Origin of the sequence: Haloarcula salina (assembly GCF_010119195.1) — an archaeon.
Classification (GTDB): domain Archaea; phylum Halobacteriota; class Halobacteria; order Halobacteriales; family Haloarculaceae; genus Haloarcula; species Haloarcula salina.
The window spans coordinates 513,506-538,918 of sequence record NZ_WRXL01000001.1 but is presented as its reverse complement, the minus strand read 5'-3'; the positions used below and the strand labels follow the sequence as shown (position 1 = coordinate 538,918).

Genomic DNA, 25,413 nt, shown 5'->3' with positions numbered 1-25,413 from the left:
TACACTGTCGGTCAGTCGCGAACGCCACGGTCGATGATGCGAGTTCGCGCACACGCAAGCGACACCGGCCCCGGTCGAGACGACCGATAGCAGGTCTCGCCACACTGGCTCCGTCTGGGGGTTGGTGCGGACCGTGTTGTTAAGAGGCTGGCCCGTCTCGTCTCGCGTATGACTCGGAACATTCTCTCGGACGACCTGGCCGACGCAATCGTCACGACGGCCCGAACGGCGACGGGCGATTCCCTCCGGTCAGTGACCTATTTCACACGTGCGAACTTCGAACAGCTCTACCTGCGGGACGACCTCGAACAGGACGCCGACCTCAACGACTTCGTCGGCCACGAGTGGCAGGGGTACAAGCAGACGAAGAACGCCTATCAGGACTCCGAACTGGGCGACTACCGCTTCACCGTCCGCGCGTTCTCCAACGGCTACCTGCTGCGCGCCACGACCGAGCGCCAGGGCGTGCTCATCACCACGGACGGCCTGACGATGCAGTCCTACGAGGAGATCGCCGAGGCCATCGAGCGCCTCCTCCGCGAGGAGTCCGGCAAGGAGTGATCACGCCAGATTCAGCAGCCAGTTCGCCGCGTTGAGCGCGACCAGCAGCGCGCCCTCGACGCGCGAGACGACGGACTCGGTGTGGGCGACGACCGCGACGAGCACGACCGTCCCGAGGAGCCATGCGGTCCCTTCGACCCCGCTCGACCCGACCGGGAGCGGGCGGACGACGGCCGCCAGTCCCAGCACGCCGAGGACGTTGAAGATGCAGCTTCCGAGGAGGTTCCCCGTCGAGATACCGGTCCGACCCCGCCTGGCCGCCGCGAGCGAGGTGGCGAACTCCGGGAGCGAGGTCCCCGCCGCGACGACCGTGAGTCCGATGACCCACTCCGAGACGCCGACGCTCCCGGCGATGTCGACCGCCGAGGCGACGAGCAGGTGCCCGGCACCGATCACGACCGCCAGGCCGCCGACCAGTCGGCCGATATCTGGCCAGTGAAACGACCCTTCACCGTCCGCCGCCGACCCGCCGTTACCGGCGCGGACGAGGTAGCCGAGATAGGCGAGCAGCGAGGCGAACAGGACCGCGCCCTCGATCCGGCCCAGGCGGCCGTCGGCAACGAACCCCAGCAGGAGCGCGGTCGACCCGACGAGCAGGGTCGCGTCCCGGCGCACGAGCGTCCGCGTGGTGGCGAGCGCCTGAACGAGCGCGACGCCGCCGAGGATGAACCCGAGGTTAAGGACGTTCGAGCCGACGACGTTGGCGACGGAGACGTCCGCGCGTCCGACGAGGGCGGCGTCGACGGTGACGACGAACTCGGGGGCCGACGTGCCGAAGGCGACGACGGTGAGGCCGACCACCAGGCCCGGCACGCCGAGGCGGCGCGCCGTGCGTGCGGCCCCGGCCACGAACTGGTCGGCCCCGACCCACAGGCCGACGACGGCGACGCCGATCAGGAGCGCGTCAACGAGGACCATCGTGGTCCCGGTCCGACTCCCATTCTCGTCTCGCCGCCGAGTTGCTCGACATGGAGACGGCTTGCGCCAGCACGCTCCTAACTGTTGTGGCGCCCCACCAGAGTTATGCCCGTCCCGGCGAACCCACGGGCATGACACTGGACCCGGTCCACGTCGACGGCATCGCGCAGTTAGCCGGGCAGGTGCGCCAGACCGTCGAGACGAGCGACCAGGACGCGGCAGCCGAGACGGTCTGGGAGGAGTTCCTCGACCCGCTGTGGCACGACGGCGCGAAAGTACTGGAACCGATGGGCGAGCAGCGCCGCCGCAAGGTCACCATCGAGGACGTGGCGCTGGCCGACCCGCCGTTTCCGAGCCAGCACGGCCTGGACTCGGGGACGATCAACCCCACGACGTTCAAGAACGGGCTGGTCATCGACGTGGCCCAGGCGGCGATGAGCGCGGTCCCCTCCGACGTGGAACTTCACCGCGGCCGGACGATCATCATGGCGGTCCACTCCAACGACGCGACGCTGGGCTTCGACGGCGACTGGCAGGGCGGCGACCGCGGCTACGCGATGCGGCGCGTCCTCGACGTGCCCCAGGTCGACCGCTACGAGCAGCGGGTCGTCCACGCGCTGGCGCTGTACCTCGCGGAGAGCCAGCACGCGCTCACCAACGCGGACGTGGTCGACGACCTGTTCGTCCTCGACGGCCCCATCTACCCGACCGGCGTCCTCCGCTGGGCGGACCGCGACACCGAACTGGCCGACCTGCTCGCCGAGGACGACCGCCCGAAGACGGTCGTCGGCAACTACGTCGAACTCATCGAGCGGTTCGTCGAGCGCGACGTGCCGCTCGTCGGGTTCGTCAAGAACTCCTCGACCAAGGCGCTCACCCGGGCGCTACGGCGAACGACGAACGCGCCGTGGGTCACCGATGCCGCCTTCTTCCGACGGATCCTGGAGCGCCGAGACGACGACGGCGACCGCCACACCGACTGCCTGACCGCGACGAACTGGTTCCGGTCGCGGGCCGGCACCGACGGCATCATGTCCGTCGAGGGGTCCGCGCTGGGCATCGAGCGCTCGCTCGATCCCGAGGCCTACGAGGTGACCTTCTTCGTCTGTTACGACCCGCGGTCGGACCTCGTCTTCCGCGTGGAAGCGCCGTACGCGTTCACGAAGGACCCCGACCGGCGGGCGAAGCTCACGCGCCAGGTCCTCCACGACGTGGCCGCCGAGCAGGGGCCGCCGCTGGCCGTCGCGAAGGCCGACGAACTGGCGAAGATCGACCGCCAGGGCAGCGAGGAACTCACCCGCCGCATCGAGCGGGAGTTCGACACCGACCGCGACCGGGAGTTCAACGACATCCGCTGGGGCGCGGTCGAAGAGACGTTCTGAGACCTCAGCCGTCCCGTGCCAGAACGATGGCGTAGAGGATCGCCAGCAGTCCGAGGCTCTCGGTCAGCGTGCTCGGGATAGGGACGACGACGGCGGGGACGACACGGACCGTCGCGAGCGTGACGAGGTACGAGACGAAGGTGAGGAGGCTGATGCCGACGGCCAGCGCGAGCATCGAGCGCGTGTGTCGGCGACGGTAACCGACGAACGCGAGGGCGGCGATAAACAGGCCGAGTCCCGTCTGTACGAGGTGGATGGCGATTTTCACGGTGGTCCACGTCTCGGCGGAGAGTCCGGCGAACTGCATCAGAGCCCCTCCCAGAGGTCTACCAGGGCGTCGGCGAACTCGTGTGTCGTCGACTCAACGGCGAGGGTGATGTCGAACGCGCCGTCGGTGAGTCGAACAGTGAGTTCGTCCATCCGCGCCTCGTAGACGGTCGCGTGGTGGCCGTCGTCCGCGAGTTCCGTCCTCGCGGCGACGAGACCGCAGTCCTCGAGCGCGTCGAGGCGACGGTAGACGGTCGATCTGGACATCTCGCAGTCGTCGCTGAGTGCTGTCGCTGTCATGGGTTCGTGGCTCGTGGCGGCAAGGAGCGAGCGCGCGTACTCGTCGTCGAGGAGGGCGAACACCTCCGTTGGGGATGGGTCCTCGGCCACGGCCGGCGGTTGGACCGTCGGCGTGGTATAAACAGGTGGTCAGTCGCTGACCCAGCAACTTGGGGCCACTTCCCGACTCACGCCTCCTCGGCCCGCTGGACGGAGACGGTGACCGAGTCGCCGGCGACGCCGACGCGGGCGAACTGCGTCCGGATGTGCTCTTTGGCCGCCTCGATGGCCGCGTCCCGCGTCTCGAATCCGCGCGGCATGGGCGACTCGAAGGCGATGCGCAGTTCGCGGTCGCCGATGGCCTGGACCTGCCCGCCGCTCTCGACCTCGTAGAAGGCGTCGCAGACCCAGACGTACGGCGTCCCCTCGTCCGGCGCGCCGCTGAACTCGGGCGGTTCCTCGCCCGGCTCGTACAGGGTCCCGGTCAGGGCCGTCCCGCCGGCCGTCCCCCGAATAAGCAACATATCGGACGATACGCGCCCCACCGGCAAAAGACTCTCCCCGCCTCAGCGGTCGACGTCGACGACGACGGGCAGGTGGTCCGAGCCGTAGTGGTCGTCGTCGCGGTCGGCGAGCACCGCCCGCGTGGCGACCGAGAGGTCCCCGCTGACGAACACGTGGTCGATGCCCATCTCCGGGAGCAGATCGTGGAAGTCCGTCCGGCTCGTCGTCGGGCCGTGGGTCGCGGCGGCCGCGTCGCGGGCGTCTTCGAGCGCACGCCCGTCCGGGAGCGCGTGCCCCTCCGCGCGCTCGTGGGCCGGCTCGCCGACGACGCAGTTGAAGTCGCCGATCACCACGGCCGGGGCGTCGCCGACGACCTCGTCGAGTCGGTCGAGGACGAGGTCGATGCCCTCGACCCGCGCCCGCTCGCCGGTGTGGTCGAGGTGGGTGTTCAGACACAGGAGCGGCTCGTCGGTGTCTCGGTCCCGAAGCCGCGCCCAGGTCGCCACCCGCGGGTAGCTCGCGTCCCAGCCGACGCTGCTGGGCTCGCTCGGTTGCTCGGAGAGCCAGAAGGTGTCCGTCTCCTCGCAGGCGAAGCGCTCGGTCCGGTAGCCGACGGCCGTGTGCTCGCCGCCGGCGTCGACGCTGTCGCGCGGGTCGCCCACCCACTCGTAGTCCGGCAGTAGCGACTCCAGTTCCCGAAGCTGGTGAGCCATCGCCTCCTGGATGCCGACCACGTCCGGGTCGTGATAGCGAACGATTGACGCCACCAGTCGTCGTCGATGCGGCCACGCGTCCAGTCCGTCCCCGGCGGTGTCGTACCGAACGTTGTACGACATCACCCGCGTCCGCTTCATACTCGCTCGTCGACACCCGGATGGGTAAGGCTTCACTTTCGCCGCGGTGGGGAAAGGTGTTAATCCCCGGCTGTCTTCGTCTGTCGTATGTCCGACCTCGGGGATTTCACCGATTTCGACGGCGACGATGACGACGGCGCGGGCGACGCGGCCGAGACGGTCGACGAGGCGTCGACAGACGCCGTTGCCGACGACGAGGAACCGCGGACAGAGGCGCCGCAGTCCACCGACGACTTCGAGGAGATCGACGTCGACCCGGCCGGCGCGGACAGCGGCCTCGGCGTCCTCTCGGCGTCCGACGGTCTCCGCATCAGCGAGGAGGACGACGAGTGCGTCCTGCGGGCCTACGTCACCGCGCGGAACCGCTCGCGGGTCCGCATCGGGAAGTACCTGCTCGTGCCGTATCCCGACGGGGAGCGGCTGTTCTGTCGCATCACGTCCCTGGAGTACGCCCAGGAGTTCCGGGCCGACGACGCGACCGAGATCCACGCTCGGCGCGCGATGCGCGAGCGGGGCATCGACGAGCGGGACTTCAAGTTCATCGCGGAACTGGAGCCGGTCGCGGTCCTCTACAGCGACGGCGGCGACCTCAAGCGCCGGATGACCGACCGGGTGCCCAAGCCGGAGACCGTGGTCCGCGAGGCCACCGACAAGTCCGAGATCAAGACCGGGCTGAAGATGCCCGAGGACGGCGTCTTCCTCGGCCACCTCTCCGTCGGCGGCGAGAAGGTCCGCACCGCCGCCGAACCGCCGACCATCGACTACCGGCTGAAAGACGACTACGAGGCCGGCGACCCGCTCGTCTTCCGCCACACGCTCGTCGCCGGCGGGACCGGGTCCGGCAAGACCCACAGCTCGAAGAACGTCCTCCGGCAGTACCTCGGCCGGACCTACGAGATGGGCGACGGGCGGACGCCCGAACTCGCCGTCGTCCAGTTCGACCCGCAGGACGAGTACGCCCAGATGCACGACGACAACCCCGCGACGACCGACGAGTTCGAACGGCGCTGCGAGCGCGAGGGCGTCGCCTACGGCGGCTACGACGACACCATCGCCTTCGTCCCGAAGGTGGCCGGGGCCGACTACAACGTCAGCCACCACCGCGCCGAGCAGGTGGAGTTCACCGTCCCGTTCTCGCTGGTGTACGACAACCCCTGGCTGATCGCCGGTTCCAGCCTGAACGACAACCAGTACGGCGCGCTCGTGAACACGCTCCTCCCACGATTCAGACACGAGTACGGTGACGGCGGCACCTACGAGCAGTTCCGAAGCTTCCTCGGCGACCCGGCGCTGCGGGAGGAACTCGACGAGGCCGGCGACGTGCACGAGGCCACCTTCGACGCCATCAAGCGCCGCGTCCAGGGCTTCGGGGCCGTCTTCGACCAGGACGCCCGCCCAATCACCGACCAGATCTCGCAGTTCGTCCGCGACGGCGGCCTGACGGTGATCCCGACGTACCACATCACGGACTCCCGGACGGCCTCGACTATCGTGCTGGCCGTCTCCAGCCTGCTCATCGACGAGAAGCTCTCGAACGATCCCACCTACGACCGTATCAAGGAGACGCCGCTCGTCCTCGGGATGGACGAGGCCCACAACTTCCTCACCGACGCCGACAGCGTCCAGGCCCGGAAGGTCATCGGGAAGTTCACCGAGGCCGCCAAACAGGGCCGGAAGGAGCGCCTGGGGCTGTACCTCATCACGCAGGACCCCCAGGACATCGCCGATCCGGTCTTCAAGCAGATCAACACGACGATGGTCCTCAATCTGGGCGACGAGGACGCGATCAAGGCCGTGAACATCCCGAGCAACCTCGAATCGAAGGTCCCCTACATGGAGAAGGGCCAGCGCGTCGTCTACTCGCCCGACAACTCCGAGCCGGTGGAACTCATCGGCCTCTCGACCTGCGTGACCCGGCACGGGCGGGACTGATCGCGACTCTCACCGCTCGCCGTCGGTCCGCCGGTCGACCCCGGATGCTGGCTCGCCGTCGGTCGGTTCTCCCGCGGCCGAAGATTCAACACGCCTGCCGTGGGATGTGTTGGTATGGGTAAGCGAATACTCGTCGCCGTGGACAGTTCCGAGCAGGCGTCCGACGCCTGTTCGTTCGCCGCCGAAGAGTATCCGGACGCGACGCTCGTCCTCCTGCACGTCATCAACCCCGCGGAGGCCGGCTATAGCGCCGAGGCGTCGATCCCCTCGTTCTCCGAGGAGTGGTACGAACAGCAGGAGGCCGCCGCCGAGTCGCTGTTCGACGACCTGGAAGCGGCGGCGACCGAGGCCGGCGTCGAGACCGTCGAGCGCGTCCTCGAAGTGGGGCGGCCGACGCAGGTGATCGTCGACTACGCCGAGGACAACGACATCGACCAGATCGTCATGGGCAGCCACGGTCGCGCCGGCATGTCCCGTATCCTGCTGGGCAGCGTCGCCGAGATCGTGGTTCGGCGCGCGTCCGTTCCCGTGACCGTCGTCAGATAATTACGCGTGCCTGACGATGTGAACGTCGTACTGCGGGTCCTCGGAGACCGGTGAGCCGACGCTCGAGACCGGCGACGAGACCCGACCGGCGTTCTCGCTCCCGACGAACACGATCGACGCGTCGACCTCGTTCGCGATCTGCCGGATCGTCCGAACGACGTCGGTCGTGATGGAGGCCATCGAACTCACGTCTTCGGGGACCTCGTGGCGGAACGAGGCCTCGGGCGCGACGGACTTCACCTGCTCGGCCATCCGATTCGCGATGGCCTCGATGTCGAACGGGTCGTTCGCGTCGACCCAGCCCCGCTCCAGGGCGTACTCCGGTTCGTCGGGAATCACCGTCAGTGCGAGCACGTCTTCGTTCCGGTAGGTCGCGAACTCGGTCGCACGCTCCAGCGCCGTTCGTGAGAGATCGGACCCGTCGAAGGGGACGAGCAGTACCATGTCTCACCTGTCACCCGGTCGTGGTTTAATTGTTTCCGGGGACCCCGGCGAACCCGACCGGCGTCGCGGCTCGTTTCGACTGCCTCCCGTCCCGCGGTAAGCCGACCAAACGTCTCGACAGGGAGTCTGTAACTAAACGCCCTCGTTGTGTCAAAACATACCATGGATTCGATAGGTGACTCGCTGCGCTATCCCATGGAGGACGAGGACTGGCTGACGACCGTCGTCATCGGCGGCGTCCTGACGCTGCTCGGGGTGTTCTTCATCCCGATCTTGCCGGTGTACGGGTACATCGTCAGGGCGATCAACGAGCGGGTAGCGGGGGCGACGCAACCGCCCGAGTTCGACGACTGGGGCGACCTGTTCGTCGACGGCATCAAGGCCTGGGTCATCGGCGCGGTGTACATGCTCATCCCCGGCATCGTCGCGGCGGTCGTCGTCGGCGGCAGCCTCATCTCCATCATGACCGGGACCCGCGCGGGCGTCGGTGCGGGGATGGCCGGTCTCCTCGGCGGCCTGCTCATCTCGGCCGTGCTCTCGCTCGTGTTCGGCTACGTCGCGGTCGCGGCCGTCGTCCACTTCTCGGTCACGGGCGACCTGAGCGCGGCGTTCGACATCGGCACGCTCCGCCAGCTCGCGCTCTCCTCGGAGTACGCGACGGCGTGGCTGGTCTCGGTCGTGCTGTTCGTCGGGGCCAACATCGCGGTGAACCTGTTCAACGTCATCCCGTTCGTCGGCTCGCTCATCGCGGGCGTCCTCACGGCGTTCGCCACGTTCTACGTGGCGGTCGTCGCGACGGACCTCTGGGCCAGCGGCTACAAAGCCGCACTGGAAGACGGCGAGGAGGCGGAGTCGGTCGGGACGGCCCCGGTCTAGAAGATGTTCGCCTGCTGGTAGACCGAGATGCCGTCGTTCGTGATCTCGTAGGGTTTGGTCTCTCGCGAGTGGTTCGCGTTTCGGATCTTCAGAATTTCGACGGCGAGACGCGTCTCGCTCGTCTCGGTGCGGACGTACTGGAGGATGAACACGGCGTCGGTCAGGTACTCGATGATGCCGTGTCTGGACGCGTAGGGGTTGTCCTCGCTGGCCTCGGAGACGAGCATCGTCGTCACGCCGGCCCGCTTCAGCGCGCGGGTGAAATCGAACACCTCGGTCCGCCGTCGCGCCTGGTCGTCGTACATCATCTCCAGCAGCGAGACGGAGTCGAGCACCAGGCGGTCCGCGCCGAAGTCCTCGATGAGCGACGGGAGCTCGCCGCGGATGTTGTCGAGGCTGTTTGCCATCTCCACCGGGTCGAGGTCCACGACCGCCAGCTGGCCGTTTCTCTCGTACTCCTCGAAGTTCCAGTCGCGGTCGCTCGCAGTGTCCATGATCGCTTCGTGTGACTGCTCGAGAGTGAGAAACACCGCACTTTCGCCGTTCTGGAGGCCGTGATGGAGGAACTGTAGTCCGAAGGTGGTCTTGCCGGTCCCGGCCGAGCCGACGGTGACGATGAGGTGGCGCTCGGGGATCCCGCCCTGTATCATCTGGTCGAGTCCCTCGATACCGATGTCGACCCGCGGGATGTCGGAGTCGAACTCCTCTTCGAAATCACCGCCGCCATCGCTCCCGCCTCCGCCAGCGGCCTCGAACGCGCTGGCGAAGTCGTCGTCGAAGAGCCCACCGCCGCCGTCGCTGCCGTCTCCTTCGTCGTCGAAGGGACTGCCGTCTTCGCTGTCGCTGAAGGGACTGTCTGCGTCGCCCTCGAACGGACTGCCCGGTTCGGTCTCGTCGTCGACCGCGTCCGGCGAGTCGGCCGTCGCCGGTTCGTCCACGTCTCCCGGGTCGTCGCTCGACGCGGACTCTTCGTCGAGCGCGCTCTCGAACCAGTCGTCGTCTGACGTGTCTTCCTCGCTCATACGCCCTGCCCCCGACGCGAACGGCCCATGAGGTCGAATACTCGTGCGGACGGATATAATTGCCGTCGTGGTAGGTTTATGTGCGCCCGGCGGAAAGCCCCGGACGATGACTGTCGGTATCGTCGCCCAGCGCGACAACGACCGGGCCATGTCGCTCGCGAGCACGCTGTCGGACCGGCTGCGAGCCACGTCCGCAGCAGTCGTCGTCGACGAGACGACCGCCAGGGATGCGGACGACCACGAGGCGTGGGACGCCTCGTCCCCCGACGCCGCGCCCGTCGAGGAGATGGCCGACTGCGACCTCGTCGTGAGCATCGGCGGGGACGGCACGTTCCTCTACGCCGCTCGCGGGGCCGGGTCGACGCCGCTCATGGGCGTGAACCTCGGCGAGGTCGGCTTCCTGAACGCCATCGCTCCCGAGGAGGCCGTCGAGACGGTCGTCGCCGAGGTCGAACATATCCAGAAGACCGGGAGCGCCCGGACGCGTGCCATGCCGCGGATCCGGGCCAGCGGCGATGATTGGTCACTCGCACCGGCGTTGAACGAGGTCGTGGTGCAGGGGACGCGCCGGGGCCACGGCGGCGGCGCGACCGTCGACGTCTACGTCGACGACTCGCTGTACGCCAGCGGGCACGCCGACGGGGTGCTCGTGGCGACGCCGACCGGTTCGACGGCGTACAACCTCAGCGAGGGCGGGCCGCTCGTCCACCCCGACGTGTCCGGGCTGGTCGTCACGGGGATGGCCGACGAGGCGGGGACGCGGCCGCTCGTCGTCGACGTGGACAGCGAGGTCACGGTCGAACTCGCCGACGCCGACAGCGGCGTCGTCGTCAGCGACGGGCGGGTCCGAAAAGACGTCTCGCCACCCGCCAAGGTGACGCTCTCGCGTGCGAGCGAACCGGTCCGCCTCGCCGGTCCACCGCTGGATTTCTTCACCGCGCTGGACAAACTGGCCTAACGGCGGCCGACGGCGAACAGCACGGGTGCGAGCACGAGCAGGACGATACCGAACACCTTGTACTGGAACGCGGACGCGAGGACGCTCCCGGCGTTCGGCTCCATGGCCGACGTCGGCGTGATCAAGAGCAGCGCGCCGAGCGCGACGGTGTGAAGCCCGAGCATCCGGAGCGATCGTTGCGGGAGAATGGCCACGAGGCCGCCCACGAATCCGAGTAACAGGACATCACCGATGGTGTAGTTCAGCAGGAAGCTGTCGATGACTTGCAGCGGTGGCGCGAGCATTCCTATCCAGAATCTCGCTCTGACGGAATCTTTAAAGTTCCGTTACGCTACCGCCCCGCTACAGCCACGCGCCCGCTCCGACACGCTCAGTCGGCGGCCCCACCGACCGGCGTCAACAGGAGGTAGCCGGTCGAGGACTCGCCGACGGTGCGCAGGCGAAAGCGCGTCGGCTGGTCCGGAGCCGTCGAGAGCACGACGGTGTCGAGGGGCTCGTCGCGAACCGTCTCGGCGTCCACTTCGTCGATGCCGGCCACGAGGAGCGCTTCGGAGAGGGCGGTCCCACCGACCCGGTCGGCCGGCACGTCGAACGCGCTCCCGAAGGCGTCGTTCGCCGCCCGCACCACCGGCCCGTGCCCCTCGTCGGCGAAGTACAGGACCGGGTCCGGGTGCCCATCGAAGAGGTCGGCCGGCTGTGGGTCCGGTGTCGCGTCGTCGTCGTCATCAGATGACACCGTCACGGTCCCGTCGGCGGTCTCGCCGTCGTCGGTAGCGATGAGATAGGAGACGCCGCCGAGGCCACCGCCCATGGCGAGACCGAGACCGACGGTGACCTCCTGGGTGATCGCCAGCCCGGCGACTGACTGGACGACCAACGCGACCGTCGCGACGAAGATCGCTCCCGCACCGATCCACCCGACCGCGGCCGCAAGACTCCCGAGGCGGTGCGTTCCACTCCCGGTTCCCCCCGACTCTCCATCCATCGGTTGAGTCTCTGTGGGCTACCGGTTAACACTTTTCGAGAACGGCTCGCTGATAAGACATATACGCGCGAACGCCCTAATCGCGGTGACGTGTCACGAGCCAGATCCGGTCACCCTCACGTCCTCGTCGTGGACGACGAGCACGACGTCGCCGACACCCAGGCGCTGAAGCTCGGCCACCACTACGAGACGACCGTCGTCTACGGCGGCGCGGCGGCGCTCGACACCGCGGGTCCGGAGTTCGACGCGATCCTCCTCGATCGCCGGATGCCGGACGTACACGGCGACGAGGTGCTTGCGCGCCTCCGCGAGCGCGGCTACGACGGCGTGGTGATCATGCTGACCGCCGTCGACCCCGACCTGAACATTCTGGAGATGGCCTTCGACGACTACCTCCAGAAGCCGGTCGAGCAGTCGACGCTGGTCGCGGCGCTCGAACAGCACCTCGACCGACCTGGCGAGGACGACCGGCTCGACGAGTTCTTCGAGATCACGTCGAAGCTCGCGGTGCTGGAGCGAGAGAAGTCGGCGCGCCAGCTCGAATCCAGCGCGGAGTACACGGCGCTCAAAGAGCGCGCCGCGGAGCTCGGAGCGGTCCTCGAAACCGAACACGACGACTTCGAGGAACTCGTTGAGACGCACCGCTCGATCAGCCCGGGATCCGTCTGAGTAAGAGGCGGGGTCCTCGTCCATCCGGGAGCACGACGGCAATACGCGCAGAAACTCGGCTCAGGCGTCACCGGCCACGTCCTCGACGACGAGGTGCTGTTCGATGTACTCGTCGATGGTCTCGCGGATCTCGACGGCCGGGTCGTCGTCCCGCGTCGCGTGCTGGAGGATGGCCCCGTGCAGGATCGTCAGCAGCATCTGCGACGTTCGCTCCGGATCGACGTCGGCGAACTCGCCCTGCTCGATCCCGTCGCGGATGAGCCCCTCGAACCGCTTTGCGAACTGCTCGTCCGTCTCCGCGTACTTCTCGCGGAACTCGGCGTTGTGGACGGCCTGGGCGCGAAGCTCGACGAGCGACCGGAGCACCGCGTCCTTTTCGGGCATCTCGCCGTAATCGGGGAGATCGTCGAGGATGAGACCGAGGAACGTCTTGAGATCCTGTTCCGGGTCACCGGTCGATTCGAGCTGAACGATCCGATCGAACTGCGCCAGCATGAACTCCTGGAACGACAGCAGGAGGTCTTCCTTCCCGTCGAAGTGGTGATAGAACGTGGACTTGCTGAGATCGGCCTCGTCCGCGATTCGCTGAATCGACAGTCCGGCGTACCCGTATTCCTGCAGGGCACAGAACGTGGCCCGCATTATCGCTTCGTGGGAGTCTTCCGGATCCCCGGCGAACGGAATACGATCACTCATCCCGACCGAATATTCGGTCGGTACGTATATGCCTTCCTACTGTGTGCGAACCACAACGTTGATAGATGACCGAACGTTCGTTCGACGTACAGTGCCGGAGTAGCGTTCGGTCCGCACGGGGGTGGTCGAATCCGTGACCGTTCCGGTGACCGACGTACCGGCTGAATCACCGCTTCACAATCATGGAACACCCGAACCGTCCCCGAAACCGCCTGTGTCCCCACGCATGAAACTACGCACCATCGCCACGCTGGCAGTCGTCGCAATGCTCCTCGGATCAGGGACCGCGCTCGCCGCCGTCACCGGCAGTCCCGACTTCGATGCAACCTTCGTCGACAACACCGTCGCGCCCGGCGAGGAGACGACGCTCGACGTCGTCCTCGTCAACAGCGGGACGGTCGACTCCGGCCCGTCCTCGCAGTCCGTCACCACCAGCGAGGTGACGACAGCGCGTGGCACGACTGTCAACGTCAACGACGGCGACGCGCCGATCACGGTGACGACCAACAAGCAGGCCGTCGGCTCCGTCCCCGTGGGCAAGACCGAGCCCATCTCCTTCGACATCAGCGTCAAAGACGACGCCAAGCCCGGGACCTACACGGTGCCCGTCGTCGTCAAGTACGAGTACACGGACTACATCTCCGAGAACGACGGCACGCGTGAGGAAGAGACCGCCACCGAGCGGATCGAACTCGACCTCGAAATCGACGACGACGCGGCGTTCGACGTCGTGTCCGTCGACTCCGGGGCGCGGGTGGGATCGACCGGAACGGTCGCCGTCACCGTCGAGAACACCGGCAAGAAGGCCGCAAGCGAGGCCGCGGTGACGCTCGAATCGACGAACTCCGAACTCACCGTCGGCGGCGACACCACTAGCTCCCGGTACGTCGACACGTGGGAGTCCGGCGAACAGCGGACCCTCCGCTACCGCGTCCAGACGTCCGAGCAAGCCCGCTCCGAACCCTACAAGTTCGACCTCTCGGTCGCCTTCGACGACACCGACGGCGTCCGCAAGCAGTCCGCAGCCACCTCCATCGGTGTCACGCCCGACCGCGAGCAGCGCTTCGTCGTCGAGGCGACTGACAGCGACGTGTCGGTCGGCGACTCGGGGACGTACAACGTGACGATCCGTAACGACGGTCCCATCGCCGTTTCCGACGCGTCCGTGACGGTCACCTCACAGAGCAGCGCCATCACGTTCGGTGAGGCCGAGTCCACATCGCAGTTCGTCGGCGCGTGGGAACCCGGTGAGACCCGCACCGTCAGCGTCGACGCCGACGCGGCGGACGACGCGAGGACCCGGAGCTACACCCTGTCGGCGTCCGTCAGCTACGACGACCCGGAGGGTGACAGCGGCGTCGACGACGACCTCACGCTCGGCATCATGCCCGAACCCGAGCAGTCGTTCGCCCTCGGAAACGTTCAGTCGACGCTGCAGGCCGGCGACGACGGGACGCTCGAAGCCTCACTGACGAACACGGGCGACCAGACGGTGCGCAACGTCGTCCTCCACTGGACGAGCGATCATCGGAACATCTCGCCGAAAGTGACTCAGTACGCCGTCGGGAACCTCGAACCGGGCGAGTCGGCGACCGTCTCCTTCGACGCCGACGTGTCCGACAACGCCAACGCCGGCCCCCGACAGTTCGACTTCGTCGCCAACTACCGCAACCGCGAGGGCGACAGGCGCGAGAGTGACACCATCGAGATCCAGCAGTCGATCGACGGAAGCGCCGACGAGTTCGACCTTCAGACGACCAACGCGTCCGTCAACGTCGGCGGCTCCGGCACGTTCGACGTGACCATCACGAACCGGGCCAACGAGACGCTGACCAACATCGAGGCGAAACTGTTCGCCGAGTCGCCGATCTCTGTCTCCGACGACCAGGCGTTCGTCAACGCCCTCGAACCGGGCGAGTCCGCGACCATCGAGTTCGGCATCAGCGCCAGCGGGGGCGCGATGACCAAGGACTACCCCGTCTCGGTCGACTTCCAGTACGAGGAGCCCGACGGCGATACGCCGGTGTCTGATACGTACCGGCTCCCCATCTCCGTGACCAACACCGGCGGTGGCGGCACCCCGCTGACCGCGATCATCGGCGTCGCCATCGTCGCCGTCCTCGCTATCGGCGGCTACTTCAGGTTCCGCTGACGCATGGACTACCAGCGCTACATCGACTGGGCCGACGACCGCATCGTCAACGACTCGCGGAGGGTGGTCGTCACCTTCCTGCTCGTGACGGTGGTGTTCAGCGCCGGCCTCGGGAGCGTCTCGACCAACGCCGGCACGTCGCAGTTCACGACGGACCTCCCGGCCGAGGAGGCGTTCACTCGCGTCAACGAGGAGTTCTCTCCGACGTTCTCGCCGGACACCGGGAGCACACAGCTCATCCAGCGAGAGACCAACGTCCTCTCGAAGCCGGCGCTGTTGCGGATGCTCGAATCCCAGCACCGCGTCGAGCAACACGCGAGTCTCCGGGTCACATCAACGTCGAGCGCGGCCAGCATCGTCGCCCAGCAGCTCGATCCAGACGCGTCGACGACCGCACAACAGATCGACGCCGTCGAGTCCGCGACGAGTAGCGAGATCGACGCCGCCGTCAGAAGTGCCGCCGAGGAGAGCCCGCGGTTCACGTCGTTGCTGAGCACCGACTTCAACCGACGGTCGGCCTCGGCCTCGGCGACCATCGGCGTGGTCACTCACGAGGTTCCGGCAGGGATCTCGTCGGGGTCGGGCCAGGGTGGCTCCAGTCCGCTGACGAGCATCCAGAAACAGGCCGACTTCACCATCCAGTCCGCGGCCCACGGGAGCATCACGGTCTTCGGGAGCGGGATCGTCGCCGAGGAGTTCTCGAGCGTCGTCGTCGACTCGCTCATCCTCACCGTTCCCGCCGCCGTGCTGTTCATCCTCCTGTTCCTGATGATCGCCTACCGCGACCTCGCGGACATGGCGCTCGGACTGTTCGCGCTGTTCATGACCGTCATCTGGACGTTCGGCTTCATGGGGCTCGCCGGGATCCCCTTCTCGCAGATGCTCATCGCCGTCCCGCCGCTGTTGCTCGCGGTCGGGATCGACTTCGGCATCCACGCGGTCAACCGCTACCGCGAAGAGCGGGCTGAGGGCGAGTCCGTCGCGACCTCGATGCGGATCACGACCGACCAGCTGCTCGTCGCGTTCTTCATCGTCACCGGGACGACCGTCATCGGCTTCGCGGCCAACCTCACCAGTTCGCTGCCGCCGATCCAGGACTTCGGCTACGTCGCCTCGGTCGGGATCACGTTCACGTTCTTCATCTTCGGGGTCTTCCTGCCGGCCGCGAAGGTGGAACTGGACCGCCTCCGCCAGCGCTACCCCATCCCGACGTTCAGCGAGAGCCCGCTCGGTTCCGAGGGGTCGGCCCTCGGGGGCGTCCTGCGCGGCGGCGTGGTCATCGCCCAGCGGACGCCGGTCGTCTTCCTGCTGATCATCCTGGTCACGACCGCGGGCGCGGGCTACTACGCCACCGGCGTCTCCACGTCGTTCACGCAGGAGGACTTCCTCCCGCCCGAGGACAACCCCGACTTCGTCGAGGCGCTCCCCGAGCCGTTCGCCCCGAGCGACTACACCGTCACGGGGGTGTTGAACTACCTGGAGGACAACTTCGCCACGACGCAGTCGAGCCAGGCGACGGTGTACGTCGAGGGGCCGATGCGCCAGGACTCGGCGCTCGAACAGATGTATCGCGCCGGCGACGACCCGCCCGAGTCGTTCGTCCGCGAGGACGGTCGGGCCGACTCGACATCCATCGTGACGGTCATTCAGGATCGGGCCGAGAGCGACCCCGAGTTCCGCCGGCTCGTCGAGCGAAACGACCGGAACGACAACGGCGTCCCCGACGACAACCTCGAAACGATCTACGAGTACCTGCTCGATTCCTCCTCCCGCGAGCGGACGCTGAACTACCTCTCCGAGGACTACCGGAGCGCGCGCGTCGTCTACACCGTCGAGTCCGACGCGAGCGACTCCGCGGTGGCAGCCGACACCCGCAACGTGGCCGACGACTTCCGCTATCAGGCCACCGCGACCGGGTCGATCGTCGTCTTCCAGGCCGTGGCCGACCTCATCTTCGAGTCGGCCATCCAGTCGCTGGCCATCGCCCTGGCCGGGGCGTCGATGTTCCTGGTCCTGATCTACTACGTCCTGGAGGGACGGCCGTCGCTCGGCCTCGCCAACGTCGTCCCGGTCGTCGTCACGGTGGCGTGGCTGGCCGGCACCATGCGCGTACTCGCGATTCCGTTCAACGCGCTCACGGCGACGATGCTCGCCATCACCATCGGGCTGGGTGTGGACTACTCGGTCCACGTCACGCACCGCTTCGCCGACGAGTACGCCGAGAACGATCTCGAAACGGCGCTGGACCGCACGGTCCGCGGGACCGGCGGCGCGCTGTTCAGCAGCATGCTCACGACGGTGTTCGGCATCGGCGTCCTCGCGCTGGCGGTGTTCCCCGCCATCGGACAGTTCGGCATCCTGACGGCGCTGTCAATCGCCTACGCCTTCCTCTCGTCCCTGCTGGTGCTCCCCTCGGTACTGGTCGTCTGGGATCGCTTGCTCAACGCGCAGGGCCTGTTCGGTGACCTGTTCTCGTTCGGCGAGACCCGCCGGCCGGAACCGATCGACGGCGACGACTGAGACGGGGTGGGGCCGACAGGGCCGCTCGCTTCCGCGCGCCGGTCGTGTCCGTCCCGAACACGGCATTGAAGCCTTTATCCCGCGGCGTCGCCCTAGCCCTCGATATGACTCACGTCGTCATCATCGGCGCGTACGGCAGCGCGGGCGCCGCCGTCGCCGGCGAACTCGTCGACGAAGAGGACATCGAACTCACGCTCATCGACGACGGCGACCCCGGCGGCGGGCTCTGTATCCTCCGCGGGTGCATGCCGTCGAAAGAGGTCCTCTCCGCCGGGGCCCACCGCTTCCAGGCGCGCCACGACGAGCGCCTCGTCGGCGACGTGCCGGACGTCGACCTGGAGGCCGTCGTCGAGCGCAAGGACGACCACGTACTGGAGTGGGCCGGCTACCGTCGAGAGTCCATCCACGAGATGGCCGAGCGCGAGGACGTGGAATTCGTCCACGACACCGCGACGTTCGTCGACGACCACACCGTCCGCGCGGGCGGCGAGGAGTACGAGGCGGACTACGTCGTCGTCGCCACCGGCTCCAGTCTGAACGTCCCGGACACGCCGGGCATCGGCGACGTCGACTTCATGTCGAGCGCCGACGTGCTCGACGCCACCGAACTCCCCGACTCCGGCATCGTGATGGGCTTCGGTTACATCGGGATGGAGATGGTCCCGTACCTCGCCGAGGCCGGCGGGATGGAGCTCACCGTGGTCGAACACGACGACCGCCCCATCGACGAGGCCGACCCGGCCTTCGGCGACGAGGCCCTCGACATCTACGAGGACAACTGGGACGTGACGATTCCGACGAACTGCCACGAGAAGGCACTCGAAGCGACCGAGGACGGCGGCGTCCGCCTCACCGTCGAGTACGACGACGGGGGCGAGGAGGCCTTCGAGGCCGACCAGCTGTTCCTGTTCACCGGCCGCCGCCCGACCGTCGAGGGGCTGGGCCTGGAGAACACGTCCGTCTCCGCGGAGGGCGACTGGGCGCGCGACACGATGCAGACCCGCGACGCCGACCACGTCTACGCCGTCGGCGACGTGAACGGCAAGGAGCCGATCCTCCACGTCGCCAAGGAGCAGGGCTTCACCGCCGCCGAGAACATCCTCCGTCAGGAGGCCGGCGCGACGCCCCAGGAGTACGAGAACGTCCACCACCACGTCATCTTCTCCGGGCTCGGGGTCTACCCGTTCGCCCGCGTCGGGCACAACGAACAGACCGCGAGAGAGGCGGGCTACGACGTGGTGACCGCGACGCGCCAGGCCAGCGACGACGGCGTGTTCAAGTCCAAGGACGTGCCCGAGGGGCTGGGCAAGCTCGTCGTCGACGCCGACGACGGGACGGTGCTGGGCTGGCAGGGGATGCACTACCACGCCGACAGCTTCGCCAAGACGTTCCAGATGGTCGTCGAACTCGGTCTCGACGTGCGCGACCTGCCGGACCGTGCCTACCACCCGACGCTGCCCGAGAACGTCGACGGCCTGATCCGGGACTGCGTGGCCGAACTGGAGTCCTGACGGCGCTCACCCGGCCGGAATCCCGGTCACCTCGAAGCGCGCGCCGCCTGCCTCGCTCTCGGTCACCGCGACGTCGCCGCCGTGGGCCTCTGCGATCTGCTTGACGATGGCGAGGCCGAAGCCGGTGCCGTCGTCGCTCGTGGTGTAGCCGCGCTCGAACACCTGCTCGCGGTCGTCTTCCGAGAGGCCCGGTCCGTCGTCTTCGACGAAGAAGCCCCGGCCGTTCGGGAGCGCGCCGACGCGGACGGTGACGGACTCGCCGCCGTGTTCGAGAGCGTTGCGAAAGAGGTTCTCGAGCAGTTGCTGGAGCCGCGTCGCGTCGCCCGTGAGCCGCGCGTCTTCGTCCACCAGGGCGAGCGTCGCGTCGCCCGATTCCACGGTGTCCCAGGCGGCCGTGACGACGTCGTCGAGCGCCACCGCCGAGGCGTCGACGACCCTGTCGCCGCCGCGGGCCAGCGCGAGCACGTCTTCGATGAGTTCGTCCATCCGTTCGAGCGCGCGCCGGGCCGCGGCGACGTGCTCGGTGTCCCCGTCGTACTCGGCGGCGATGAGTTCGAGCCGGCCGAAGGCGACGTTGAGCGGGTTCCGGAGGTCGTGGCTGACGACGTTTGCGAAGTCCTCGAGGCGGTTTCGCTCGCGTGTGAGTTCCTCGCGGTGGCGCTCGCGTTCGCGCTCGTAGCTGACCCAGTTGCCCATCAGTTCGACGAGCGTGACCTCCCAGTCCGTGAACGGCTCGCGGGGCTCCGTGTCGTAGAAGCAGAAGGTGCCGTACACCTCGCCGTCGACGACGACCGGCGTCCCGAGATAGCAGGTGATGCCCATCTCGGTGAACCCGGCGCGCTCGGTCAGGTCCGGCGCGTCCGACGCGATGTCGGCGAGCACGAGCGTCTCCTCTTCGACGACCGCCCGCTCGCAGTTGGTCGCCGCCAGCGGGACGGTGTCGCCGGCCTCCGTCTCGCCCGTCGGGTCCCGGACGATCTCGAAGACGTAGGTGTCGCCCTCGATACGCGAGAGGGCGGCGATGTCGGTCCCGAGGGCCTCGCGACCGATGTCGAGCAACCGCTCGACCTTCGCTTCGAGGTCCAGGTCCTTCCGCGAGACGACGCGGTACGTCTCCCTGAGCGTTTCCTCGCGCTGTCCGAGTTCGCGCTCGTGCTCGCGGCGCTCGGTGACGTCCCGGAAGTACACCGACAGCCCCGACGCCGACGGGTAGGCGTTCACCTCGAACCACGTCCCGAGCGGGTCGTAGTACGCCTCGAAGGAGACCGCCTCCTGCTCGCGCATCGCCCGGTGGTACTGCTCGTGGAACTCCGTCCCGACCGCCGAGGGAATCGCCTCCCAGATGTCGCGTCCGAGCAGGTCGTCGTCCTCGGTCGCTATCTCGGCCGCGTCCGCGATGACCTGCCGACCGCGGTCGTTGAGGTAGGTGAACTCCCAGTCCTCGTTCAGCGCGAAGAACGCGTCCGTCATGCGGTCGAGGATGCGCGTCTCCGCGTGGCGCTCCGACACCGCGGCGGCGATTCGCTGGCGGAGCACCGCCGTCTGCTCAGCGAGCGGCGTCTTCGTCAGGTAGTCCGTGACGCCGGCGGAGATGGCGTCGCTGGCGACGCGCTCGTCCCCGTCGTCGGTAAAGAGGAGGAACGGGAGCGTCGGGCGGCTGTCCCGGATCGCTCGCAACAGCGCCACGCCGTCCCGGTCCGGCAGCTGGTACTCGCTGACGACGCAGTCGACGGCGCCGTCTTCGAGCGCCGAGAGCGCGTCGTCAGCGGTCTCACACACTCTCACGTCGAACTCGTCGTCGGCCGCCGAAAGCGTCGTGCGAACCTCGGACGCGTCGCCGTCGTCGCTGTCCACGTAGACGACATGCAGCGGACCGAGCCGCTGGCCTCCCTCGCGCTGAGTCCCGGTCGTCACGGGAGAATCCATGCCCACATTACCGTGTGAGTACATAAAGCACTACTGACCGATTCAATCCGCGGTCGCCGTCCGATTCGGCCAACCCCGCGCCTCACTCGTCCTCCCGACGGTTCGGTCGACGGACGGCCAGGACCGGCATCTCGGCGATCCGGTCGTCGGCGAGCGCGTCCCAGTCGACGCCCGTCGGCCGCGCGTGTGGCGTCTCCGTCGCGACGGCGCGCTCGGGCGTGACCACCCAGTCCATCGGCACGTCGTGAGCGTCGACCGGGGCGGTCGCGTCGACGACGCCCTCGGGTCCGCCGACGACCTGCAGCTCGTGGACCGTCGTCGCGACCGGCGTGTCCTCGGTGACGAGGCCCAACTCGCGGAGCACGGCGTATTCGAGGTCGCTGTACCCCTCGCCCTTCCCGACGCGTGCGCCGTTCTCGGTGACCGCGACCGACCCCGAGACGACGAGGTCGACGGACCCGACGGCCTCGGGGCCGACCTGGCGCGCGTGGTCGGCGACGTTCGACACCGCCGGCGCGGCCTCCACGTTGTCCAGTTCCTCGGGGTCAAGCTCGTAGAAACACCGCTCGTCTCGCAGGCGCGGCACGGCCATGTACACCGTCTTGCCTGCCCGGAGCGCCGCCCGTCGGACGGGCAACTGCGGCGCGTCGGGGTTCGCCTTCACCGTCTCCGCCGCGTCCCAGACCGGCGTCTCGGTCAGGCGCTCGGCGGCCGTCCCCGCCCCCTCGAAGTTCGGAATCCGATCGTGGGGCGGGAACGGGAAGCGGGCGACGCCGCGCTCCTCCAGCGCGTCCCACACCCGTTCTCGGATGGCCTGCTTGTCCACGCTAGTCCTCCCGCCGTCGGACGCCCAGCGCGCAGACGAGGGCGACCAGGGCCGCGAGCGCCGCGGTGGCAGTGAATCCGGGGCCGCTGGCGTCGGTCGTGGGCTGGTCGCTGCTCGGCGTGTGGTCCGCGGGCGTCGGCTCGCTCGTCTGGGTCGGGGTGCCCGTCGCCGTTCCCGTCACGCCGCCGGCCTCCGTCTCGGTCGGCGTCACCGCGACGGCCGACCGGGGAACGTAACTGTCGGCGTCGTAGCGGTCCGGATACAGCTGTGCAGTGGCGTTGTGCGCGACGTTGACCACGCTCCGGGGCGCGGGCTGATTGAGGTCTCGAACCTCCAGGAACACCGTCGCGTTCCGCTCGCCGGCGGTGGTGCTGGCGTAGGGCTCCGTGCTGGCGATGTCGGCCGAGTTCTCGGTGACGAACAGCACCTCGGGGTCCAGTTGCAGAATCACTTCGTCGCTGAGCTGCGGGTAGCCAGTGTGGTTGCGCGCGGCGACGTTCTCCACTCCCGCGAGTTCGATGAGCGAACTGATGAACGTGTTCCCGGCGGCCACGTAGCCGCTCCCGAGCGGGTACAGCGCCGTCGGACGGTCCTCGACGTCGGCGGTCACCGCGCCGACGGCCTCGACGTTCGCGTCCATCCAGGCGTTGGCCTCGGCCGCGCCCTCGCAGTTCCCGGTCAGCCGGCCGGTGGTCGTCGTCTTCTCGCGGATGTCCGCGACGGTCGTCGCGGCGCGGAAGTGATACACCGTCAGGCCGGCCTGTCGGAGCGCCTCCACGTCGCCGGCGCTGGCGTTCGGCGCGAGCACGAGGTCCGGCTGTGTGCCGACGACCTTCTCGACGCTGACGCCGAAACTGGCCGAGACGTTGGTTCGGCTCTCGGCCCCATCCAGATAGCTGGCGTACTGCGTCAGTCCGACGACCTGGGACCGGCCGCCGACCTCCCACATCGTCTGGGCGGCCGAGGGGTTCGTCGTCGTGACGCGTTCGGGGCGCTCCTCGATGGTGACCTCGGTCCCGGTCGCGTCTGTCAGCGTCACCGGGAACGCGCAGTCACCCGACTGGGCGGCGGTCGTCGCCGACGCCGGAGCGACGCCGACGAGCGAGACGACGAGCAAGAGTCCGACAACCGCGGGCGAGAGTCGTGACATACTGTAGGCGGGCGTCAGGAGCAATAAATACTTACCTACTGCAAGTGGGGTTTCACACATGCGTTTCGCGGGGCGTACCGTCGGGTGGTCGGCCGGCCTCACCGCCGTCCTCTGTGCCGTGGTGACGGTGAGCGCCGGAATCGGCCCGGTTTGGATTCCCCCGGGTGCGGTCGCGAAGGTGCTGCTCAACGCCGTCGCGGTCCCGACCGGCGTCTCCCTCTCCGGCCTCGCGCTCGACGTGTCCACGACTCGCCTGTTCGCCTATCCGGTCACCGACCTCCAGACGCAGATCGTCATGAAGGTCCGCCTGCCTCGCATCCTGCTCGGCGCGGTGGTCGGCTTCTCGCTCGCCGCGGCGGGCACGATCATGCAGGGAATCTTCCGGAATCCGATGGCCGACCCCTCCATCATCGGCGTCTCCTCCGGCGCGGCGGTCGGCGCGGTCGGGTACATCGTCGCGCCGGTCGCGATTCCCCTCGGCCTCGGCCTGCGCGGCGCGGCCTTCGCGGGGGCGATTCTCGCCGCCTTCGGCGTCTACCTCATCGCGACGCGCAACGGCGAGACGCCCGTGGCGACGCTGCTGCTCGCCGGCGTGGCCGTCCAGACGTTCCTCGGCGCGGTCGTCTCCTTTCTCCTCCTGCAAAGCGGCGAGAGCATCCGCCAGGCGCTGTTCTGGCTGATGGGCCACCTCAAGGGCGCGTCGTGGCCGGAGGTGGCCAGCAGCGTCCTCCTCGTCGCCGTGCCGTTCGTCGTCCTGCTGGCCTACGCCCGCGACCTGAACGTCATGCTGCTGGGCGAGGAGGACGCCCAGAGCCTCGGCATCGAGGTCGAGCGGACCAAGCGGGTCCTGCTCGCGCTGTCGTCGGTCGTCACGGCCGCCGGCGTCGCCGTCGCCGGGATCATCGGCTTCGTCGGCCTCATCGTCCCCCACGTCATGCGCCTGCTCGTCGGCCCGGACCACCGGATCCTGCTCCCGACGGCGGCGCTCGCGGGGGCCTCCTTTCTCGTCGCGACGGACACGCTCGCGCGCTCGGGCAGCGCCGAGGTCCCCGTCGGCATCGTCACCGCCGCGCTGGGCGCGCCCTTCTTCCTGTACCTGCTCCGCAAGCGGGAGGTGCGAGAGCTGTGAGCGGGGCCGGTGACGACGCGGACCCGGCGCCGGACCGCCGCGGGCCGATGCTCGACGTGGCCGACCTCTCGGTGACCTTCGGCGACCAGCGCGTGCTCTCGGGGGTCGATTTCGACGTGGAGCGCGGGACCCTCGTCGGACTCGTCGGTCCCAACGGCGCGGGCAAGACGACGGTCCTGCGGACGGTGAAGGGGACGCTGGAACCGGACGGCGGGACAGTCCGCGTCGACGGCGAACCGGTGGCTGACCGCTCGGCGAAGGCGGTCGGCCGCCTCGTCGCGAGCACGCCCCAGGGCACCGACCTCTCTTTCGACTTCACCGTCAGACAGACCGTGGAGATGGGGCGGACGCCCCATCTCGGGCGCTTCGACCGGATGGGTGAGTGCGACCACACCGCCGTCGAGACGGCGATGGAGCGCGCGAGCGTCGACCGGTTCGCCGACCGGCCGTTCACATCGCTTTCCGGCGGCGAGCGCCAGCGCGTCCTGCTGGCACGGGCGCTGGCCCAGGAGACGCCCGTCCTCCTGCTCGACGAGCCGACGGCGAACTTGGACATCAACCACGCCGTCCGAACGCTCGAACTGGTCCGCTCGCTCGTCGCCGACGGGAAGACGGCCGTCGCCGCCATCCACGACCTCAATCTGGCGGCGCGGTACTGCGACGAACTGGTGTTGCTCGCCGACGGCGCGGTCCGCGCGGCGGGCCGTCCGAGCGACGTGCTCACCAGCGACACGCTCCGGGACGCGTTCGACGCGGAGACGCTGGTGACGACCCAACCGGGCACCGACGCACCGCTGGTGACGCCGCTGGCCGAGCGGGAGGCGGTCGACCGGCAGGTCCACGTCGTTGGGACCGGCGCGCCGGCGGCCGACGCGCTCGCGAGCCTGGTCGGTGCCGACTGCCGGGTGAGCGTGGGGGTCGTTCCGGCCGGCGACGCGGCCGCCGAGCGGGCCGCCGACCTCGACTGCGAGGCGGTGACGGTTCCGGCCTTCGCCGGCGTCGACGATACGGCCCGCGAGCGCGCGGTCGCCCTCGCCCGGGCCGCCGACGCCGTCGTGGTCGCGGGGGCGGTCGGCGACGGGAACGCGCCCGTGGTCGAGGCCGGTCGCGTCCGTCTGGGCGTCGAGACCGACGGGAGAGACGGTCCCGACGACGCCCCATCCGGACTCGTCGGCGACACGGTGCCGCTGGCCGCGCTTCCGGCGGCAGTCGCGACCCTGCCGCCACCCGTCGAGACGGACGCGGCCGCGCCCCTCGGTCAGTCCTCGACCGACTGAACGGGTGTCGTTCCCCGGACGGCTTCGAG

General features: G+C 68.6%; 25 protein-coding genes. 12 read left to right on the top strand and 13 right to left on the bottom strand.

Annotated elements, in window-relative coordinates:
• Nucleotides 1-168: 168 nt before the first annotated feature.
• Complete coding sequence (locus GM656_RS02830) at nt 169-561, top strand: DUF7522 family protein (RefSeq protein WP_162412132.1); 393 nt, start codon at nt 169-171, stop codon at nt 559-561.
• On the opposite strand, the gene GM656_RS02825 is transcribed toward GM656_RS02830, so the two are convergent.
• Nucleotides 562-1,479, bottom strand: coding sequence for a calcium/sodium antiporter (locus GM656_RS02825; RefSeq protein WP_162412131.1), 918 nt, complete (start codon nt 1,477-1,479; stop codon nt 562-564).
• Between the two features lie 131 nt (nt 1,480-1,610).
• Between GM656_RS02825 and GM656_RS02820 the strand changes: the two genes are divergently transcribed.
• Complete coding sequence (locus tag GM656_RS02820; protein ID WP_162412130.1) at nt 1,611-2,861, top strand: DNA double-strand break repair nuclease NurA; 1,251 nt, start codon at nt 1,611-1,613, stop codon at nt 2,859-2,861.
• A gap of 4 nt (nt 2,862-2,865) precedes the next feature.
• Here the strand turns inward: GM656_RS02820 and GM656_RS02815 are convergent, their stop codons facing one another.
• The 4 genes from GM656_RS02815 to GM656_RS02800 all read right to left on the bottom strand — a co-directional run bounded on the left by GM656_RS02815 (nt 2,866) and on the right by GM656_RS02800 (nt 4,765).
• Entirely contained in the window at nt 2,866-3,168 is a 303-nt protein-coding gene (locus GM656_RS02815) for a DUF7521 family protein (protein ID WP_162412129.1), read from the bottom strand.
• Nucleotides 3,168-3,518 carry an ArsR/SmtB family transcription factor gene (locus GM656_RS02810; RefSeq protein WP_162412128.1) on the bottom strand — a complete coding sequence of 117 codons (351 nt, stop codon included), beginning with the start codon at nt 3,516-3,518 and terminating at the stop codon, nt 3,168-3,170. Before GM656_RS02810 ends, GM656_RS02815 begins: the two co-directional genes overlap by 1 nt.
• Before the next feature lie 77 nt (nt 3,519-3,595).
• Nucleotides 3,596-3,931, bottom strand: coding sequence for a DUF7113 family protein (locus tag GM656_RS02805; protein ID WP_162412127.1), 336 nt, complete (start codon nt 3,929-3,931; stop codon nt 3,596-3,598).
• A gap of 42 nt (nt 3,932-3,973) precedes the next feature.
• Complete coding sequence (locus GM656_RS02800) at nt 3,974-4,765, bottom strand: endonuclease/exonuclease/phosphatase family protein (RefSeq protein ID WP_162412126.1); 792 nt, start codon at nt 4,763-4,765, stop codon at nt 3,974-3,976.
• A gap of 87 nt (nt 4,766-4,852) precedes the next feature.
• On the opposite strand from GM656_RS02800, the gene GM656_RS02795 reads away from it, so the two are divergent.
• Together GM656_RS02795 and GM656_RS02790 are read left to right on the top strand one after the other, a co-directional pair.
• Nucleotides 4,853-6,697: an ATP-binding protein gene (locus GM656_RS02795; RefSeq protein WP_162412125.1), complete on the top strand. Its 1,845-nt coding sequence runs from the start codon at nt 4,853-4,855 to the stop codon at nt 6,695-6,697.
• A gap of 114 nt (nt 6,698-6,811) precedes the next feature.
• Entirely contained in the window at nt 6,812-7,243 is a 432-nt protein-coding gene (locus tag GM656_RS02790) for a universal stress protein (protein ID WP_162412124.1), read from the top strand.
• On the opposite strand, the gene GM656_RS02785 is transcribed toward GM656_RS02790, so the two are convergent.
• Complete coding sequence (locus GM656_RS02785; RefSeq protein WP_162412123.1) at nt 7,244-7,687, bottom strand: universal stress protein; 444 nt, start codon at nt 7,685-7,687, stop codon at nt 7,244-7,246.
• Nucleotides 7,688-7,849: 162 nt separating this feature from the next.
• Between GM656_RS02785 and GM656_RS02780 the strand changes: the two genes are divergently transcribed.
• Nucleotides 7,850-8,563 (top strand): DUF4013 domain-containing protein, encoded by a 714-nt coding sequence (locus GM656_RS02780; RefSeq protein WP_162412122.1) that lies wholly within the window; start codon nt 7,850-7,852, stop codon nt 8,561-8,563.
• On the opposite strand, the gene GM656_RS02775 is transcribed toward GM656_RS02780, so the two are convergent.
• Nucleotides 8,560-9,585, bottom strand: a complete 1,026-nt coding sequence (locus GM656_RS02775) for a KaiC domain-containing protein (RefSeq protein ID WP_162412121.1) — start codon at nt 9,583-9,585, stop codon at nt 8,560-8,562. The genes GM656_RS02780 and GM656_RS02775 overlap by 4 nt on opposite strands.
• A 106-nt stretch (nt 9,586-9,691) precedes the next feature.
• On the opposite strand from GM656_RS02775, the gene GM656_RS02770 reads away from it, so the two are divergent.
• Nucleotides 9,692-10,543: an NAD(+)/NADH kinase gene (locus GM656_RS02770; RefSeq protein ID WP_162412120.1), complete on the top strand. Its 852-nt coding sequence runs from the start codon at nt 9,692-9,694 to the stop codon at nt 10,541-10,543.
• Here GM656_RS02770 and GM656_RS02765 read toward each other — a convergent pair.
• The gene (locus tag GM656_RS02765) at nt 10,540-10,827 is read right to left on the bottom strand and encodes a hypothetical protein (protein ID WP_162412119.1); all 288 of its coding nucleotides are present in this window, start codon (nt 10,825-10,827) and stop codon (nt 10,540-10,542) included. The genes GM656_RS02770 and GM656_RS02765 overlap by 4 nt on opposite strands.
• 86 nt (nt 10,828-10,913) lie before the next feature.
• Entirely contained in the window at nt 10,914-11,528 is a 615-nt protein-coding gene (locus GM656_RS02760; RefSeq protein ID WP_162412118.1) for a hypothetical protein, read from the bottom strand.
• A 90-nt stretch (nt 11,529-11,618) separates the two neighbouring features.
• Here GM656_RS02760 and GM656_RS02755 point away from each other — a divergent pair, with 90 nt between their 5' ends.
• A complete protein-coding gene (locus GM656_RS02755; protein WP_162412117.1) occupies nt 11,619-12,197 on the top strand; it encodes a response regulator in 579 nt (192 codons plus the stop codon).
• A gap of 60 nt (nt 12,198-12,257) precedes the next feature.
• Here the strand turns inward: GM656_RS02755 and GM656_RS02750 are convergent, their stop codons facing one another.
• Nucleotides 12,258-12,893, bottom strand: a complete 636-nt coding sequence (locus tag GM656_RS02750; protein ID WP_162412116.1) for a TetR/AcrR family transcriptional regulator — start codon at nt 12,891-12,893, stop codon at nt 12,258-12,260.
• 226 nt (nt 12,894-13,119) lie between these two features.
• On the opposite strand from GM656_RS02750, the gene GM656_RS02745 reads away from it, so the two are divergent.
• The 3 genes from GM656_RS02745 to GM656_RS02735 all read left to right on the top strand — a co-directional run bounded on the left by GM656_RS02745 (nt 13,120) and on the right by GM656_RS02735 (nt 19,076).
• Entirely contained in the window at nt 13,120-15,045 is a 1,926-nt protein-coding gene (locus GM656_RS02745) for a COG1361 S-layer family protein (protein WP_162412115.1), read from the top strand.
• Nucleotides 15,046-15,048: 3 nt separating this feature from the next.
• The gene (locus tag GM656_RS02740) at nt 15,049-17,565 is read left to right on the top strand and encodes an efflux RND transporter permease subunit (RefSeq protein ID WP_162412114.1); all 2,517 of its coding nucleotides are present in this window, start codon (nt 15,049-15,051) and stop codon (nt 17,563-17,565) included.
• Nucleotides 17,566-17,669: 104 nt separating this feature from the next.
• The gene (locus GM656_RS02735; protein WP_162412113.1) at nt 17,670-19,076 is read left to right on the top strand and encodes a dihydrolipoyl dehydrogenase family protein; all 1,407 of its coding nucleotides are present in this window, start codon (nt 17,670-17,672) and stop codon (nt 19,074-19,076) included.
• A gap of 6 nt (nt 19,077-19,082) precedes the next feature.
• Here the strand turns inward: GM656_RS02735 and GM656_RS02730 are convergent, their stop codons facing one another.
• The 3 genes from GM656_RS02730 to GM656_RS02720 form a co-directional block, all read right to left on the bottom strand.
• Nucleotides 19,083-21,002 (bottom strand): hybrid sensor histidine kinase/response regulator, encoded by a 1,920-nt coding sequence (locus tag GM656_RS02730; RefSeq protein ID WP_162412112.1) that lies wholly within the window; start codon nt 21,000-21,002, stop codon nt 19,083-19,085.
• A gap of 82 nt (nt 21,003-21,084) precedes the next feature.
• A complete protein-coding gene (locus tag GM656_RS02725) occupies nt 21,085-21,828 on the bottom strand; it encodes a 5-formyltetrahydrofolate cyclo-ligase (protein WP_162412111.1) in 744 nt (247 codons plus the stop codon).
• Between the two features lies 1 nt (nt 21,829).
• The gene (locus tag GM656_RS02720; RefSeq protein ID WP_162412110.1) at nt 21,830-22,978 is read right to left on the bottom strand and encodes a PGF-CTERM-anchored ABC transporter substrate-binding protein; all 1,149 of its coding nucleotides are present in this window, start codon (nt 22,976-22,978) and stop codon (nt 21,830-21,832) included.
• Between the two features lie 58 nt (nt 22,979-23,036).
• On the opposite strand from GM656_RS02720, the gene btuC reads away from it, so the two are divergent.
• Both btuC and GM656_RS02710 read left to right on the top strand, forming a co-directional pair.
• Complete coding sequence (btuC, locus tag GM656_RS02715) at nt 23,037-24,107, top strand: vitamin B12 ABC transporter permease BtuC (protein ID WP_162412109.1); 1,071 nt, start codon at nt 23,037-23,039, stop codon at nt 24,105-24,107.
• 47 nt (nt 24,108-24,154) lie between these two features.
• On the top strand, nt 24,155-25,384 hold the full coding sequence (locus GM656_RS02710) for an ATP-binding cassette domain-containing protein (RefSeq protein ID WP_162412540.1): 1,230 nt from the start codon (nt 24,155-24,157) through the stop codon (nt 25,382-25,384).
• Nucleotides 25,385-25,413 lie beyond the last annotated feature (29 nt).

Bases quoted from the DNA above. Each gene is read 5' to 3' on its own strand.
- GM656_RS02830 (WP_162412132.1), top strand. From the start codon at position 169: ATGACTCGGAACATTCTCTCGGACGACCTGGCCGACGCAATCGTCACG.
- GM656_RS02825 (WP_162412131.1), bottom strand. From the start codon at position 1,479: ATGGTCCTCGTTGACGCGCTCCTGATCGGCGTCGCCGTCGTCGGCCTG.
- GM656_RS02820 (WP_162412130.1), top strand. From the start codon at position 1,611: ATGACACTGGACCCGGTCCACGTCGACGGCATCGCGCAGTTAGCCGGG.
- GM656_RS02815 (WP_162412129.1), bottom strand. From the start codon at position 3,168: ATGCAGTTCGCCGGACTCTCCGCCGAGACGTGGACCACCGTGAAAATC.
- GM656_RS02805 (WP_162412127.1), bottom strand. From the start codon at position 3,931: ATGTTGCTTATTCGGGGGACGGCCGGCGGGACGGCCCTGACCGGGACC.
- GM656_RS02800 (WP_162412126.1), bottom strand. From the start codon at position 4,765: ATGAAGCGGACGCGGGTGATGTCGTACAACGTTCGGTACGACACCGCC.
- GM656_RS02795 (WP_162412125.1), top strand. From the start codon at position 4,853: ATGTCCGACCTCGGGGATTTCACCGATTTCGACGGCGACGATGACGAC.
- GM656_RS02790 (WP_162412124.1), top strand. From the start codon at position 6,812: ATGGGTAAGCGAATACTCGTCGCCGTGGACAGTTCCGAGCAGGCGTCC.
- GM656_RS02785 (WP_162412123.1), bottom strand. From the start codon at position 7,687: ATGGTACTGCTCGTCCCCTTCGACGGGTCCGATCTCTCACGAACGGCG.
- GM656_RS02780 (WP_162412122.1), top strand. From the start codon at position 7,850: ATGGATTCGATAGGTGACTCGCTGCGCTATCCCATGGAGGACGAGGAC.
- GM656_RS02775 (WP_162412121.1), bottom strand. From the start codon at position 9,585: ATGAGCGAGGAAGACACGTCAGACGACGACTGGTTCGAGAGCGCGCTC.
- GM656_RS02770 (WP_162412120.1), top strand. From the start codon at position 9,692: ATGACTGTCGGTATCGTCGCCCAGCGCGACAACGACCGGGCCATGTCG.
- GM656_RS02765 (WP_162412119.1), bottom strand. From the start codon at position 10,827: ATGCTCGCGCCACCGCTGCAAGTCATCGACAGCTTCCTGCTGAACTAC.
- GM656_RS02760 (WP_162412118.1), bottom strand. From the start codon at position 11,528: ATGGATGGAGAGTCGGGGGGAACCGGGAGTGGAACGCACCGCCTCGGG.
- GM656_RS02750 (WP_162412116.1), bottom strand. From the start codon at position 12,893: ATGAGTGATCGTATTCCGTTCGCCGGGGATCCGGAAGACTCCCACGAA.
- GM656_RS02745 (WP_162412115.1), top strand. From the start codon at position 13,120: ATGAAACTACGCACCATCGCCACGCTGGCAGTCGTCGCAATGCTCCTC.
- GM656_RS02740 (WP_162412114.1), top strand. From the start codon at position 15,049: ATGGACTACCAGCGCTACATCGACTGGGCCGACGACCGCATCGTCAAC.
- GM656_RS02735 (WP_162412113.1), top strand. From the start codon at position 17,670: ATGACTCACGTCGTCATCATCGGCGCGTACGGCAGCGCGGGCGCCGCC.
- GM656_RS02730 (WP_162412112.1), bottom strand. From the start codon at position 21,002: ATGGATTCTCCCGTGACGACCGGGACTCAGCGCGAGGGAGGCCAGCGG.
- GM656_RS02720 (WP_162412110.1), bottom strand. From the start codon at position 22,978: ATGTCACGACTCTCGCCCGCGGTTGTCGGACTCTTGCTCGTCGTCTCG.
- btuC (WP_162412109.1), top strand. From the start codon at position 23,037: ATGCGTTTCGCGGGGCGTACCGTCGGGTGGTCGGCCGGCCTCACCGCC.
- GM656_RS02710 (WP_162412540.1), top strand. From the start codon at position 24,155: ATGCTCGACGTGGCCGACCTCTCGGTGACCTTCGGCGACCAGCGCGTG.